The sequence below is a fragment of the Nocardia sp. N2S4-5 genome (assembly GCF_044628355.1).
GTDB classification, from domain to species: domain Bacteria; phylum Actinomycetota; class Actinomycetes; order Mycobacteriales; family Mycobacteriaceae; genus Nocardia; species Nocardia wallacei_B.
This window is the reverse complement of the sequence record NZ_JBIUPM010000001.1, coordinates 7440776-7454363: the sequence shown is the minus strand read 5'-3', so window position 1 is coordinate 7454363 and position 13588 is coordinate 7440776. Positions and strand designations below refer to the sequence as shown.

At 69.7% G+C, this 13588-nt stretch carries 11 protein-coding genes and 1 pseudogene; 2 read left to right on the top strand and 10 right to left on the bottom strand.

Annotated features, from left to right (window positions below; all coding sequences use genetic code 11):
- Positions 1 to 299: 299 nt before the first annotated feature.
- From ACFMRZ_RS34475 to ACFMRZ_RS34435, 9 genes and pseudogenes are all read right to left on the bottom strand, one after another.
- Positions 300 to 1265 (bottom strand): annotated as a pseudogene (locus tag ACFMRZ_RS34475) (ROK family protein); the annotation flags it as partial.
- Positions 1262 to 1627 (bottom strand): hypothetical protein, encoded by a 366-nt coding sequence (locus tag ACFMRZ_RS34470; protein ID WP_400182381.1) that lies wholly within the window; start codon positions 1625 to 1627, stop codon positions 1262 to 1264. The pseudogene ACFMRZ_RS34475 and the gene ACFMRZ_RS34470, both read right to left, overlap by 4 nt.
- A gap of 547 nt (positions 1628 to 2174) precedes the next feature.
- Complete coding sequence (locus tag ACFMRZ_RS34465; protein WP_400182380.1) at positions 2175 to 3485, bottom strand: ArsA family ATPase; 1311 nt, start codon at positions 3483 to 3485, stop codon at positions 2175 to 2177.
- Positions 3486 to 3493: 8 nt separating this feature from the next.
- Positions 3494 to 3931, bottom strand: coding sequence for an SRPBCC family protein (locus ACFMRZ_RS34460; RefSeq protein WP_187684034.1), 438 nt, complete (start codon positions 3929 to 3931; stop codon positions 3494 to 3496).
- A 58-nt stretch (positions 3932 to 3989) separates the two neighbouring features.
- Positions 3990 to 4382 (bottom strand): polyketide cyclase / dehydrase and lipid transport, encoded by a 393-nt coding sequence (locus ACFMRZ_RS34455; protein WP_400182379.1) that lies wholly within the window; start codon positions 4380 to 4382, stop codon positions 3990 to 3992.
- Between the two features lie 22 nt (positions 4383 to 4404).
- The gene (locus ACFMRZ_RS34450; protein ID WP_400182378.1) at positions 4405 to 5556 is read right to left on the bottom strand and encodes a glycosyltransferase family 4 protein; all 1152 of its coding nucleotides are present in this window, start codon (positions 5554 to 5556) and stop codon (positions 4405 to 4407) included.
- A gap of 230 nt (positions 5557 to 5786) precedes the next feature.
- Positions 5787 to 6794 carry a hypothetical protein gene (locus ACFMRZ_RS34445; protein WP_400182377.1) on the bottom strand — a complete coding sequence of 336 codons (1008 nt, stop codon included), beginning with the start codon at positions 6792 to 6794 and terminating at the stop codon, positions 5787 to 5789.
- A gap of 129 nt (positions 6795 to 6923) precedes the next feature.
- Positions 6924 to 7934, bottom strand: a complete 1011-nt coding sequence (locus ACFMRZ_RS34440; RefSeq protein WP_280364340.1) for an NlpC/P60 family protein — start codon at positions 7932 to 7934, stop codon at positions 6924 to 6926.
- 219 nt (positions 7935 to 8153) lie between these two features.
- Positions 8154 to 8744: a C40 family peptidase gene (locus tag ACFMRZ_RS34435; RefSeq protein WP_400182376.1), complete on the bottom strand. Its 591-nt coding sequence runs from the start codon at positions 8742 to 8744 to the stop codon at positions 8154 to 8156.
- Positions 8745 to 9295: 551 nt separating this feature from the next.
- Here ACFMRZ_RS34435 and ACFMRZ_RS34430 point away from each other — a divergent pair.
- On the top strand, positions 9296 to 11305 hold the full coding sequence (locus tag ACFMRZ_RS34430) for a DEDD exonuclease domain-containing protein (RefSeq protein WP_400182375.1): 2010 nt from the start codon (positions 9296 to 9298) through the stop codon (positions 11303 to 11305).
- Between the two features lie 204 nt (positions 11306 to 11509).
- Here ACFMRZ_RS34430 and ACFMRZ_RS34425 read toward each other — a convergent pair whose 3' ends face one another.
- Positions 11510 to 12637 carry a helix-turn-helix transcriptional regulator gene (locus tag ACFMRZ_RS34425; protein WP_400182374.1) on the bottom strand — a complete coding sequence of 376 codons (1128 nt, stop codon included), beginning with the start codon at positions 12635 to 12637 and terminating at the stop codon, positions 11510 to 11512.
- Between the two features lie 559 nt (positions 12638 to 13196).
- Here ACFMRZ_RS34425 and ACFMRZ_RS34420 point away from each other — a divergent pair.
- Complete coding sequence (locus tag ACFMRZ_RS34420; protein ID WP_195102862.1) at positions 13197 to 13472, top strand: Lrp/AsnC family transcriptional regulator; 276 nt, start codon at positions 13197 to 13199, stop codon at positions 13470 to 13472.
- Positions 13473 to 13588 lie beyond the last annotated feature (116 nt).

The following is a 13588-nucleotide window of genomic DNA, read 5'->3' as shown; positions in this document are numbered from 1 at the left end:
CTCCCGCCATACCCGCCTCGCGGTCTCCGAAGCACCTGTCGGGGAATCGATTACCGACGCCGCGTCCCGGTCTTGGCGCCCGGACCGCGGGCTCCGGCGTTCGCGGAACCACGGCCCGAGGATCCATTGGGCTGTGCGCGAGTTGCCTTGGCGCTGTTCGGCTGTGGTTGCGCCGCCTTGACACTGTTGCGCTGCGCGCGGGAGCGAGCAGCGGTACGGGAGCCTCGATCGTCAGGCTCGCCGGAGCCGGATTCGTCATCCACCCCCGAACCGCTGCGCGAGGCGGAGGTGGCGGGTTCCAGGGCCGAGCGGGCCAGTTCCGCGGCGCCGATCATGCCCGCGGCCTCGCCCAGCTGGGTGGTGCGGATGCGGGCGAGCGGGCGGTGGCGGGCGCCGGTGACGGCGGCGGCGTAGTGCTCGCGGGCATCGTCGAGAAACAGTGCCGCCGAGGAACTTACGCCGCCGGCGATCACGATCAGGTCCGGGTCGAAGATGTCGCCGACGAACGCCAGGCCCAGTCCGAGCCAGCGGGCGAAATCGGCCATCACCTGCAGTGCCACCGGGTCGCCGTCCTGTGCGGCGCCCGCTACCTTGCGACCGGTCAGCGCGCCCGGATCGGCGAACACCTCGCGCGCGAGGATGGTGGAACGCATCGGGTCGGTGGCCAGCATCTCGATCGCGGTGTCCACCAGAGCCGTTCCGCTGCAATACCTTTCCCAGCAGCCGCGTTTGCCGCACGGGCAGGCCCGGCCCTGCGGCACCACCTGCAGGTGGCCGAGTTCCGGTGCGACACCGTAGCTTCCGCGATACAGCCGCCCGTCGACCAGCAGCGCCGCGCCGATCCCGGTGCCGATCGCCACCAGCACGCCGTTGTGCGCGCCCGCCGCGGCGCCGAACCGGTACTCGGCCCACATGGCGGCGTTGGCGTCGTGCTCGAGGATCACGGGCAGGCCCAGCCGCTCGGTGAGCCGGCCCGCCACGGCGCTGTCCTCCCACGGCAGATGCGGGGCGAAGCGCACCGACGATCGAGTCTCGTCGACGAATCCGGCGACCGCCAGCCCGACCGCGCCGATCTCGTGCCGGGACCGCAACTCGCGCACGGCCCGCGCCAGGCCGTCCTCCAGGGCGCGCGCGGCGTGCGGGGTGGGGGCCTGCACGGTGTCGAGCACCTCGCCGGAGCCGTCGACCACCGACGCGCGGATGTTGGTACCGCCGACATCGATGCCGACGGTCAGCGGGGCCTCCCGCCCGTTCCGTGTCGTCATACCTTGATCTGCACCGGAATCGAGACGTACCCGGGGCGGGCGCCAGGGCCGGGCGGCTGTTCCGCGCGCGAATCCTCCTGCGGCGCATCACTTTCCGGCTCCGGGTCCGGCAAGACAGGTTCCACCGGGATCCCCGCCAGCGCCTCCCGCAACACCGTCACGATGGCCGTGCCGTGCTCGGCCAGCGTCGCGACCACATCGTGATGCTCCCCCCGCACCAGCGCGGCCGCCGCGCAGATCGGACACCAGCTACACCCGTCCCACTCCACCCGCCCATCCACAGCGGCCCGCCGCAACACCGGCTCCACCCGCTCCAACATCGACTCCGCGAGCATCCGCAACTCCTCGACCAGCTCCCCCAACTGATCCTCATGCCGATGCTCCCCCGCAAACCCACGCGCCCCAGCCGCTTCTCGCTCCCCCTCGCCTGCCCCATCACCTGGTGAACGGACACCCGCAAACCCACGCGCCCCGGCCGCTCCCCCGTCCCGCACCCCCGACCCGGCATCTCGCGCACCACCCGAATCATCGTGCCGCGAGTCCGTCCCCGAATCGCCTGACTGCCTTCGTGATTCGCTGTCCTGCGCGTCCCGCGAACCACCGTGCGCGCCGGATACTTCGCCGCTCCACGGGTCGCTCCCGCTACGCCGCCGGTCTCCGCCGCGCGTTACGTCGCCGGGCGGTGTGCTTGCTGCTGCACCGTCCGGAGTGCGCGGGGATTCCGCGGTCGGTGCGGGTTCCGGGTCGCGGGGGCGGGTGAACTCGCGGTCGGGGCCGCCGGGGGTTACGCGGTCGGACCACGGCCTTCTGCGGGCTGTGCGGCGGGGGCGGTTCGTGGGCCTGCCGCGGGGGTTGTCCGGGGTGTGGCCGTCGGGGTAGTCGTTCATTCCGGAACCTCGTTGGGTGCGCTCATCGCGGCCACACTTCGGGATCGGGGCGGAAGCGGACGACCAGGTGGTCGCCGTCGAGTTCGGCGCCGTCGACCGTGCATCGGCGCAATACCGGGGCCAGGCGCATGCGGCGCCGCACTCCGTCCGCTCCCACGATCAAATCGTCCTCCACTCGTCCCAGTCGCAATGTCGCCGGGTCGACCACGGGTAACCGCATCCGCAGCGTGAACACCGACCGCGGTCCCGCGCCCGACTCCAGCCGCACCACCGGCTCGCCGGGACGGGAGTCCGCGATATTCGCATCGCCGAGCTCCGTGGTGTTCGTGTCGCCAAGCATAGGGTCTGTCTCCGGTATTGCCCGGTTCGCGCGCGAATCCACCGCGTACGACAAATCGGTCAGCTGATCGATCCCGACCGGCTCGGGCCCGTTGTGATAGGACACCGAGACCGGGACGCCCGCCATCCGGCGCCGCAATTCCTCGATCACTTCCGATTGTTCGGCGCGCCGCGCCTGGTACCACTGCACCGCGGGATGCGCCGACTCGGTCTCGGGCGCCGGCGGCAGCACCTTGTTCACGATCACCTCGTCCAGGCGCAGGCCGAGTAGCGCGGCCGCCGAACGCACCCGCGCGGTCTCCGCGAGCGCCACCCGCTGCGCGCCGGTGATCAGCCGGGCCCCGGTGCGGCCGCGATCGGCCAGCAGATCGCGGACCTCGGCGACGGCGGTCGCGATCCGTTCGGCCGTCACCGCCAGCACCGCGCGGCGCAGGTCCCGCCCGGCCGCGCTGAGGGCGCGGGCGTGCGCGGGCCACACCCGATCCAGATAGTTGAGCAGCGTCTCCGGCGCGGTGATCAGACGCAGCATGTCCGCCGAGGGCGGGCAGTCGACGACGATCACGTCCCAGTCGTCCTCGTCCGCGAAACCCGCGATCTCGGTGAGCATCAGCAGTTCCTGCACGCCGGGCAGCCCGGTCAGTTCCGCGGGATCCAGCGTCGCGAGGTCGACCCCGTGGTCGTGCGCGGCGCCGTTGCCCAGCAGGCGCAGCACGTCCCGGAAGCGATCCTCCAGCAACTCCAGCGAATCGATCTCGATGACATCGAGCCCGGGCAGCACCGACGCCACCCCGGCGACGGTGCCCGGATCGTGCCGGAAACGGAACCCGAGCGCGTCACCGAGCGAATGCGCCTGATCGAGCGAGGCGACCAGCACCCGAGCGCCGGACCTGGTGTGCGCCATGGCCGTCGCGCACGCGAGCGTCGTCTTACCGACCCCGCCCTTGCCGATGAACAGTTCGAGGCGGGTCCGTCCCGCCGATCGGTCCGCCGTCACCGGGCCCGTCAGCCTTCGACCCGCTTCTTGAGTTCCTTGAGCGCCGTATCGGTGATCACCTTCTCGGCTTTGCGCTTGAACATGCCGATCATGGGGATCGTCAGGTCCACGGTCAGCTCGTACACCACCTGGGTGGTGCCGTCGGGCTGATCGATCAGTTCGTAGGTGCCGTCCTGCGCCTTCTGCAGTTCGCCGCTGATCAGCTGCCAGCTCACCGCCTTGCCGTCGGGGCGCCAGGTGTAGGAGAGCAGATAGGTGTCCTTCACGACACCGGCGTCGAGTACGAAGCGCGCGGTGCGGGCCCGCCCGTCGGGGAACTTGTCGACGACCTCCACCGACCGCGCCGCGGACACCCACTCCGGATACGACTCCAGGTCGGCGATGACGCTCATCACCCGATCCGACGGCGCGTCGATGATGATCGACCTCTGGGTCCGGTCGGCCATGACTGGCAGCGTTTCCTTTCCGACTCGCGGTGCGGGAGAACAGGTTTCGAGCGACGGACTAGCGGGAATCGTGTGCGGGGGCGATTCCGGCGGCGCGACCGGCCTCCAGCCGCGCCTTGATCTCGAACGACATCTTCTTGCCGGCGACCCGACGCGCCCGGTTGAGCGCCGCCATGTCCCGCCGCGACAACCGGGACGCGTCACCGGGTTCCGCGTGCAGGAAGTAGTGCAGGATCACGCCGTCCAGGCAGGGCTCGAGCCATACCTCCATGGTGCCGTCCATCGGACCCGCGACGGTCCAGCGAAATCCCTTGTCGCCGCGGTCTTCCCGGACGTCGAGGGTGAGATCCGGCCACCACAGCCGCCACCGGCCGCGGTCGGACAGCACCTCGGCCACCGCGGTACCGGGCGCGGCGACGAAGGTCTGATCGGCCACCTGGACAGTGCTCATGCCGGTGAGCCTAACCCACCGGCTACCGGCGGCTCGATCGCACGCTCCCATCCAGCAGCGCGCGCAACCGGCCGCCGAGCACGTCCCAGCGCCATTGTTCGGACACCCACGCGCGGCCCGCGGCGCCCATGCGAGCGGCGGCGTCGCGGTCGGCGAGGATCCCGACGAGGGCGTCGGCGATCTGGCTCTGCGAACGCCCGTCGACCACATGGCCGGTGCGTCCCTCCCGCACGGTCTCGGGCGCGCCGCCGGAATCACCGGCCACCACGGGCACCCCGGTCGCCGAGGCCTCGAGGTAGACGATGCCGAGGCCCTCGACGTCCAGACCGGCGCCGCGGGTGCGCGACGGCATCGCGAACACGTCGGCGAGGGTGTGGTGCGCGGCCAGTTCCGCGGACGGCACCCGGCCGGTGAACACCACGTCGCCCGAGAGGTCGAAGGCCTGCGCCAGTCCGCGCAGCTTCTCCTCGTAGGGGCCACCGCCCGCGATCACCAGCACCGCGCCGTCGATCCGCTCCTTGATCTCGCGCATGGCGAGGATCAGCATGTCCTGTCCCTTGCGCGGCACCAGCCGGGACAGGCACAGGATGGTCGGCCGGTCGCCCAGTCCGTAGCGCGCCCGAAGTTCTTCGCGCGCTGCCGGATCCGGGCGGAACACCGTGGTGTCGACGCCCGGCGGCAGGTACTCCAGCGCCGCCTGCGGACCGAACGCGGCAGCGAACCGCCGCCGCGTGTACTTGCTGACATAGGTGATCACGTCCGTGTGGTCACCGATCGCCCGCAGCGACTGGCGCGCCGCCGGTAGCATCGACCAGCCCACCTCGTGCCCGTGCGTGCTGGCCACGATCCGATGCGCACCCGCCCGCCGCAGCAGCGGAGACATCAGCGCCAGCGGTGCGGCCGCGCCGAACCAGACGGTGTCGCACCGCTCGTCGCGCAGCAGTTTGGCGGCTCGCCGCAGCACCAGCGGCGTCGGCAGCATCAGCGTCGTCGGATGCCGGACGACCTGAAACGGCTGCTCGGCGTCGAAACGCAGATGGCTGTCGCCGCGCCAGCGCGGCGCGTACACCACCAGCTCGTCCGGCGGTAATTGCAGCGCCAGCGAATGCACGTACGACTGGATACCCCCCGGCCGCGGCGGGAAGTCGTTGGTAACCAGCAGGGTGCGTGCCATGGGCCCCGAGTCTATTGCCGCACGACCGCCCCCCATCCCCGGGGTAGGCGACCACGAAAACGCCTCAGCTCCAACCACACTCACGCACCCGAGGGGCGAATCACCGAGCCCGAGAACAGCCACCGGACAGATCACCGATCCCCTCGGGCGCCATCGACACACCGACTACCAAGTCCCAGACACCACCTACTGGCAGACACCGCGCACCGAACACTCGATACCTGCGCTGGTCAGGAGGTGATGCGGGACTCGAGCCAGTCGCGCCAGCGGTCGACGAAATCGCGGTAGCCGAGGCCGAGGCAGGCGCGCAGGGTGCCGTCGAGGGCGTCGGCGTCCTTGGGGCCGGTCGCCATTCGGCGGTACAGCTCCACCAGCTTGGGTTCGCCGAATTCGCCCGCGGCGAAGGCATTCGCCGACCAAGCCTGCTCGTAGGCCAGGGCGGCATCGTTGCCCGCCGCGGGAGCGAAGGTCGCGTCGGCGGGCAACTCGGTGGGCAGTTCGCCGGATTTGGCGCGCGCGGCCAGCAACGGCGCCTGCTGGGTGAACGACGCGCGTTCACCACGGCGGGCCGAGTACTCGGCGAAACCCTCGAGCATCCACTGCGGCGACCCGTCGACGGTCCTTGCCCGAGCGGCGACGTGAGTCAGCTCGTGCCGCAACGTATCCCGCAACCCCTGCGGGCCGAGCCTGCGCGCGGCATCGGGTCCGAACACCACCCGCTGCCCGGTCGGCCGGGCGCCCGGCAGGAACGGGTCCGCCACCGAGGCCGCCGCCACGGCGGGCGACACCAGGCCCGTCGCATGGGTCAGCGCCGCGAATTCGGCCGGGCCGGACGCGATCGCCACCACCGCCGTCTGCGCCCAGTCCGGGCCCCACAACTCGGTGATCTCGCTGACGGCCGGACCGATCTCGCGGGCCAGCGTGTCGATGTCGCCGCGCTGACGCGGATGCCCGAGTACCGCGGACAGCCGACCGTCGTCACCCGAAACCTGCTGCGTCACAACGGGCCCGTAGGACTCCATCACCCGGCGCAGCTCCGCCAGTTGCGGATCCGGGTCGATCGGCGCGGCGGCCTCCGCGACCGCCGGCGCCGGCCGTATCCGCGACAGGGCCGCCTTCGGTAGCAGAATCAGCGCCCCTACCGCCGCGGTCAGGGCGACCACCATCGCGACGGTGGCGACGAACTCGAATCGCCGCCGCGCCCCGAACCAGCCACGGGCCCGCCCCCAGGCGGTCACCCCGCGGCCCCGACGGCGGCCGAGCGCACTACTCGCTCTCGCCCGCACGCGGCGCTGTTGTTCCGGCCGTGGCCGGTCCCCCGGTTACTCGCTCGCTCGCTACGCTCGCTCACGCTCACCTCGGTGTGATTACTGCATTCCCATCCAGTATCGACGCGCGGAGTGGTACGGGGTCGAGTCCATCGGAGCCACCGCGACCGGAACGCCGAAGGTCGAGGCGTGCAGCATCAGGCCGTTACCCGCGTAGATGCCCACATGCGAAGCGTCGGAATAGAAGAACACCACATCGCCGGGTTGCAGCTCCTGCCGCCCCACCGGTGTGCCCACTCCCGCCTGCGCCTGGCTGGTGCGCGGCAGGTTGATGCCCACCTGATGGAACGCCCACTGCACCAGGCCCGAGCAATCGAACTGATCGGGTCCGGTGGCGCCCCAGACGTACGGATCGCCGACCCGGGTGAGACCCGCGGCCAGCGCACTGGTGCCGCTGCCGGGAACCAGGCCGCTCAGCAGCCGGTCCCGGTCGAAGCCGGGCGGGAACAGCGTGCCCGACAGTGCCGACTTGTCGCCGGCGGACAACTGACCCCACGCCCCGATCACCTGCGCGATGGAACCCTGCAGGTCGGCACGCTTGCGTTCGAGCTCGGCGCGGACCGTGTCGGCCTGCTGCGCGGCGGCGCGGGCGGAGTCGGAAGCGGTGCGGGCCACCGATTGTGCGGCGGTGGCCGCGTCGGTCGCCTTCTTGTACTGCGCCACCTGTTCGGCGGTCTGGGTGGACATGACGTCGAGGGTCGACATCTGGTCCAGCAATTGCTGCGGCGAATCGCTGACCAGCACCGAGAACAGCCGGTTGGTGCGCGCGCCCTGATAGGCCGCGATGGCGGTGCGGTCGATCGCCGGTTGGTACTTGCGGACCTCGGCCAGCGCGGCGTCCACCGCACCGGTCGCGCCCGCCAGCTTCGTGTCGGCGTCGCGGGCGACGCCCTGCTTGACCTCGAGATCGGACTGCGCGGCCAGCGCCTGCTGGTTGAGCTGCTCGGCCTGGTGCGACAGCTCGATCAGCCGCTGCACGGCGTCGCTGGCACTGGCCGGCTGGGCCACCGGGTCGGCGCCTGCCCCGCCGCCGGAGCAGGTGCCGAACATCAGGACCCCTACCGCCAGCGACCCACCCACCAGGCGTCTGGTTCGGTTGTTGCGGTGCGCTGTCACTGCCTGCCGTGCCCCGTTCTCGCTGAAGTCGAATCCGCGGGTGACCTGCTACGCGGAGGTGGAACTCACGAAGGTCTCGGTAAGGTTACGGAACGGCGACCGTCTGTGTCCAGTAGGCCACAAAACGATCACAGGTTCCGGCCGCGCGAGAACTCAGTAGCGGCGGGCTCCGGCGTAGGGCATCGACGAGATCGGCGCGACGGACACCGGCTGGCCGTAGGTGGAGGCGTGCACCACGTTGCCGTCGCCGACGTACAGACCGGAATGGCTGCCGCCGTAGAACGACACCACGTCACCGGGCTCCAGGTCGCCCTCCGACACCGGCGATCCGGACTCGAGCTGGGCGTAGCTGGTACGCGGCAGATCGACACCGGCCTGCTGGTAGGACCACTGCACCAGGCCCGAGCAATCGAAAGCGTCCGGTCCGGTGGCGCCGTAGGAGTACGGGGTGCCGACCCGGGTCAGCGCGGCGTCGGCGGCGCGCTGGCCGACCGACTGCTGCGGCGCGGGCGCGGGGGCGAAACCGGGCAGTTCGATGCCCGGCGGAAGGACACCCGGCGGAATCTGGGCGAGAACCTCGTCCGGCACGTCGAAGCTTCCGACGCCCGGGACGGTGACCGGCGCGGCCGAGGCGGGCGCCGAGGGCAGCAGCAGTGCGCTGAGGGTTGCTGCGCCAAAGGCTCCGGCCGCAACGGCTCGCTGGGCCGTGCGAGGCAGCCCCTGAACCTGTCGCTTGATCGCCATGATGCGGTACTCCTCATCTGCCCCACGACGCCGCACCCGGTGGTGCGTCGGACTCCGTGAGGTCTCAGGAAGATTACGAGGACATAACGGTGCGTTGTAAAGCCGCGACCGGGCGGACCGAGTTCGATTCATGATTTCGACGCCCGCGCACTGTGACATATCTCGCACCAATCACGAAAAGATAACGCGATGCGGCTACCAGCGGCTTTGTCTCTACAGGCGAGTACGGTCACCGGCCGGTTCGATCTTGTGTTTACGCGGCGTTAATTAGTGGAATCGGCACGTCGACAGTGCCATTCGGCCAGTAAGACAACCGATCGGTTTGCCTAGCGTGATCTGCGCCGTCGACGCGCGGTGACACGCCCGAATCCGTGTCGGAACCTTGACGGCGGCGCGCCGATGATTTATTCGTTTTGTAAATCAATGTGACTCCGGTCACATTTCCGCATATCCCCGCAATCCGAACCTCGCACCTCGAAACCTCGAGGTTGGTCGAGACCATTCCGCGCACCGCGGCGTTCCTGTCGGACCCCCGCCTTACGCTGCACGCCGTGCCCCCGACCGCGTTCGATGCGACGCCCGGCGGTCCACGTCCGGCGCAGCTGGCCTTCGACGATCTGGATACGCCGCTGTTCGACGTCACCTTCGTCGTCGTCGACCTGGAGACCACCGGCACCAGCCCCGAACGCGACTCGATCACCGAGATCGGCGCGGTGAAGGTGCGCGGCGGCGAGGTGCTCGGCGAGTTCGCCACGCTGGTGAATCCGGGATGCGCGATCCCGCCGCAGATCATCCAGGTCACGGGGATCACGACCGCGATGGTGATGGACGCGCCGCGGATCGAGGCGGTGCTGCCCGGATTCCTCGAATTCGCCGCGGGCGCGGTCCTCGTCGCCCACAACGCCCGCTTCGACACCGGATTCCTGAAGGCGGCGGCCGCTCGCTGCGCGGCCGTGTGGCCCGCGTTCCAGGTGCTGTGCACGGTGCAACTGGCCCGGCGGATCCTGGCCCGCGACGAGGCGCCGACCGTTCGCCTGTCGGCGCTGGCGCAATTGCTCGGCGCGTCCACCCGACCGACCCACCGCGCGCTGGACGACGCTCGCGCGACCGTGGACGTGTTGCACGCGCTGATCGAGCGGGTCGGCAATCTCGGCGTGCACAGCCTGACCGAACTGGTCGACTATCTGCCCCAGGTGAGCCGCCGGCAACGGTCCAAGCGCTTCCTGGCCGCCGACCTGCCGGCGGTTCCCGGGGTGTATCTGTTCCGCGGGCCGTCGGACGAAGTCCTCTATATAGGGACAGCGGTGAATCTGCGGCGGCGCGTGCGCAGCTACTTCACCGGCTCCGAAACGCGCACGCGCATGCGGGAAATGGTGGCCCTGGCGACCCGGGTCGACCACGTGCCCTGTGCGCACGGCCTGGAGGCCGGGGTGCGGGAGCTGCGGCTGCTGGTCGCGCATACGCCGCCGTACAACCGGCGCTCGAAATTTCCCAAGCGGGCCTGGTGGCTGACGCTCACGGCCGAGTCCTTCCCCCGGTTCGCGATCACCCGCACGCCGACGTGGGATGCGCTGGGCCCGTTCAATTCCCGCGCCGACGCCGCGGAGATAGCGGCCATCGTGGCCGAATACTGCGGCCTGCGCACCTGCACCGCGCGTCTCCCCCGGCACGCCCGGCACGGCGGCGACTGCCCGCCCGCGGCGGTCGGGGGCTGCCCGGCGAGCGCCGACGGTCGACTGCGGGACGCCGAGGAGTACGCCATTGCACCGCGCGCGGCACGCGACCTCTTCGCCGGACGCAGTGACGCACCGTTGCGGTTGATCCGCGACCGGATCGAAAACTATGCCGCCGCCGAGCATTTCGAGGGTGCGGCCCGGCTACGCGATCACCTGGCCGCCCTCGTGCGCTCCCTGCGCCGGACGCAGCGCCTCGCCGCCCTGGCCCGCATCGCCGAGCTGATCGCCGCCCGCCCCGACGGCTCCGGCGGCTGGGAATTCGCGGTCGTCCGCTACGGCCGCCTGGCCGCCGCAGGCACCGCCGCCCGCGGCATCGCCCCCATGCCGGTCGTGGAGTCCTTGGTCGCGTCCGCCGAAACCGTCCTGCCCACCAGATCGGACGCGGCCACCGGTGATCCGGCAGGCCCGCGCCGCACACCGGACAGGTCGCCGGGGCCCTCACCTCTCCCCCAGTCGGACGCGGCCACCGGCGATCCGGCAAGCCCGCGCCGCACACCGGACAGGGGACAGGAGCCCTTACCTCTCCCCCAGGCTGAAGGCTCCCACCCACCCCTCCAACAACGTCGCGGGCCCGCCGGACTCGACCTCACTCCGCACTCCGACCAACTCGCCGACCCGCGCTACCCACCCCTGCGCGGCGCCTCACCGGAGGAAACAGCCCTCATCACCCGCTGGCTCGACCAACCCGGCACCCGCATAGTCCGCACCACCGACGGCTACCACGAGCCCCGCCTCGGCGCAGGCGCCTGGCTCTCCTGGCTCGACAGAGCCGAATCCGCCACCCGCACAGAATCCCTCGCCCACGACTACACCTCCCGCACCTGACAGGCCGCGTCACGATTCCGGTGCCTGACTCTTCCATTGCGACTCGGACCGCCGGCCCCTGCGGACACAAATCGACTCGAGACGGCATTTCTCGCCATCTCGAACGCGATCGTGACCGCCCAGGCCCGGCAAGTTCAGGCGGGGCCATCGGCCGACCGCCGTGGCGTCATCAGTGACCCCTCCGAGCGAGATAGCCCGTGCCACTCACCCCGTTCCGGAGCCCGAGACCTCCTCCATGAGCATCCGCAACGTAAGCGAGTGCTTCTCCGGGGGAAGAGCATTCAACGCGCCACGCGCCACCCGCACACCCTCAGAGCGATCTCCCGCCCGCACCAACATGAGCCCGCGGTGCATCTCCAGATGAGTCGCGAACCGCGGCAACTCCGAAGGCAGTTCAGCGCGCGCATCCTCCTGCGCCCGCACCGCCAACTTCTCCTCCCCGAGACGCGCCGCCAGCAGTGACAGGAAGACATTCACTCGCCACCACGGAACCGCGTAGTCCGACGTCTGCTCCTCGGAGTACGACCGATCGAATTCGCGACGCCCGGTATCGATCAGCTCCCGCGCCGTCGCTCGATCCCCGCGGATCGCCGCCACGTGCGCCTTTCCCCAAATCGAATTCAGCCGTCCGAGACTGTGCCGCTCCGAAATTCCCAGCGCCTGATCCGCGAAGGCATTCGCCACCGGCAACGACGCGCCTTCATACCCGAGCGCGATGGCGGCCCGCCCACGCACCCACACCCGAATGTCCGTCTCCTCGGACCGGTCGGCAGCATCAGCCGCCATCCGATACCAAGAAATCGCCTTGTTCCCATCGCTCCCCGGATACGTCTTGGCGAACAGAGTCATCAGCCGAGCGGCCACCGCCCACATGCGCGGAGTATCCAACTGCTGTTGCAGGACAACCAGATCAGCCGCCAGCCGCTGTCGAATCCGCGCCGCCCCTTGGCTCATATAGTCCGTCCCGTACTGCGCCAGCTTCGCTTCCCACTCCTCGACAGCCGGTCCCGTGGAATGCAGTCGCGTCGAAAAGCCTTGGGAGAGAAGCTCAGACGCGACAACCGGCGCTATCGACGTAGCCGCGAGATGCGATAGGAATTCACGACGATTCACGTCAGCCTCCAATAGCTCGAGCGGACAATCCAGCACCGTCGCGAGGTGACGCAACCAGAACGGTGAAGGCTCGGTCCTGCCCGACTCCCAATGCCGCGAGATGTATTCACGCGTCATGTTGTAGCCGGACACCTTGGTCAGCTCACCGGCCAGCCTCCCTTGGCTCCACCCTTTGGCAACGCGCAGTTGCTTGATGAGCCTTCCCATGTCCGCCGACATGCCATCCAGCCTGCCACCCTCGTGCCCTCTGTGCGGCGTTGCGGACGGTGATGCCACCCCCGATGCCACTAGCCCGTTCGCAGTGCTCGCACCACCGGGCGACGGGAACACATGCCACCCCACTGCCACTCCTGTGGACCGTGCCCAACGCCGAGTCTGGAGACGGCTCCGCTGTGGAGTTTGTAGCCGACAAGGAAGGCAGCATCATGCGCCACCAGCCGACTGCGTTGGGTTGGGTTGTTCCGGAAGTATCCGACGCGATGTTGTGGGACCGAGCCCAGGTGCAGCGCCTAGCGCGGCATCTCGGATATCTGGTGGTCTGGCCTGAACCATCGTTGATTCCGCTTGCCGACCAGGTGCGAGCAGCCGATGTAGATGTTGTGATCACGCCGTCCCCTCAGCATTTGAGTCCGCTTGCGCTGAACGCGGTGTTGTACGTGGCTGAGATCGAGACTTTGGACCTTGGTCGATGCGGGCCGGATCACGCCCGACTCGGGACGGATGCGCTGAGCGGCGGTGCCCCGGTCCACCTACCCCGGCGCGCAATAGACTCGGAGGCATGATTACCGCGATCGTGTTGATCCATGCCGAGGCTGCTCGGATTCCGGAGACGGCGCAGGCGCTGGCGAGTCTGGAGGGTGTGGCGGAGGTTTACTCGTGTGCGGGGGACGTTGATCTGATTGCGGTGGTGCGGGTGCGCGACCATGAGCAGATTGCGGAGGTGGTGACGGGGCGGATCAACAAGACGGGGGGTGTGTTGCGTACCGCGACGCATATCGCCTTCAAGTCCTATTCGCAGGCGGATGTCGAGGCGGGGTTCTCCATCGGCGAGTGAGTCGACGGCGCTCTCCTTCAGTGAGCAAGCCCGGCGCAGGACACCGTGCGAGAGTAGACCCGCAAAGAAGAACCGGCCCCGAGTCGAAGGACTCGGGGCCGGTTCTCGTTGCAAAC

What these genes read in the sequence shown, in the direction of transcription:
- ACFMRZ_RS34460 (WP_187684034.1), bottom strand. Translation starts at nt 3,931, where the DNA reads ATGGCCGACCGGACCCAGAGGTCGATCATCATCGACGCGCCGTCGGAT.
- ACFMRZ_RS34455 (WP_400182379.1), bottom strand. Translation starts at nt 4,382, where the DNA reads ATGAGCACTGTCCAGGTGGCCGATCAGACCTTCGTCGCCGCGCCCGGT.
- ACFMRZ_RS34450 (WP_400182378.1), bottom strand. Translation starts at nt 5,556, where the DNA reads ATGGCACGCACCCTGCTGGTTACCAACGACTTCCCGCCGCGGCCGGGG.
- ACFMRZ_RS34440 (WP_280364340.1), bottom strand. Translation starts at nt 7,934, where the DNA reads ATGTTCGGCACCTGCTCCGGCGGCGGGGCAGGCGCCGACCCGGTGGCC.
- ACFMRZ_RS34435 (WP_400182376.1), bottom strand. Translation starts at nt 8,744, where the DNA reads ATGGCGATCAAGCGACAGGTTCAGGGGCTGCCTCGCACGGCCCAGCGA.
- ACFMRZ_RS34425 (WP_400182374.1), bottom strand. Translation starts at nt 12,637, where the DNA reads ATGTCGGCGGACATGGGAAGGCTCATCAAGCAACTGCGCGTTGCCAAA.
- ACFMRZ_RS34420 (WP_195102862.1), top strand. Translation starts at nt 13,197, where the DNA reads ATGATTACCGCGATCGTGTTGATCCATGCCGAGGCTGCTCGGATTCCG.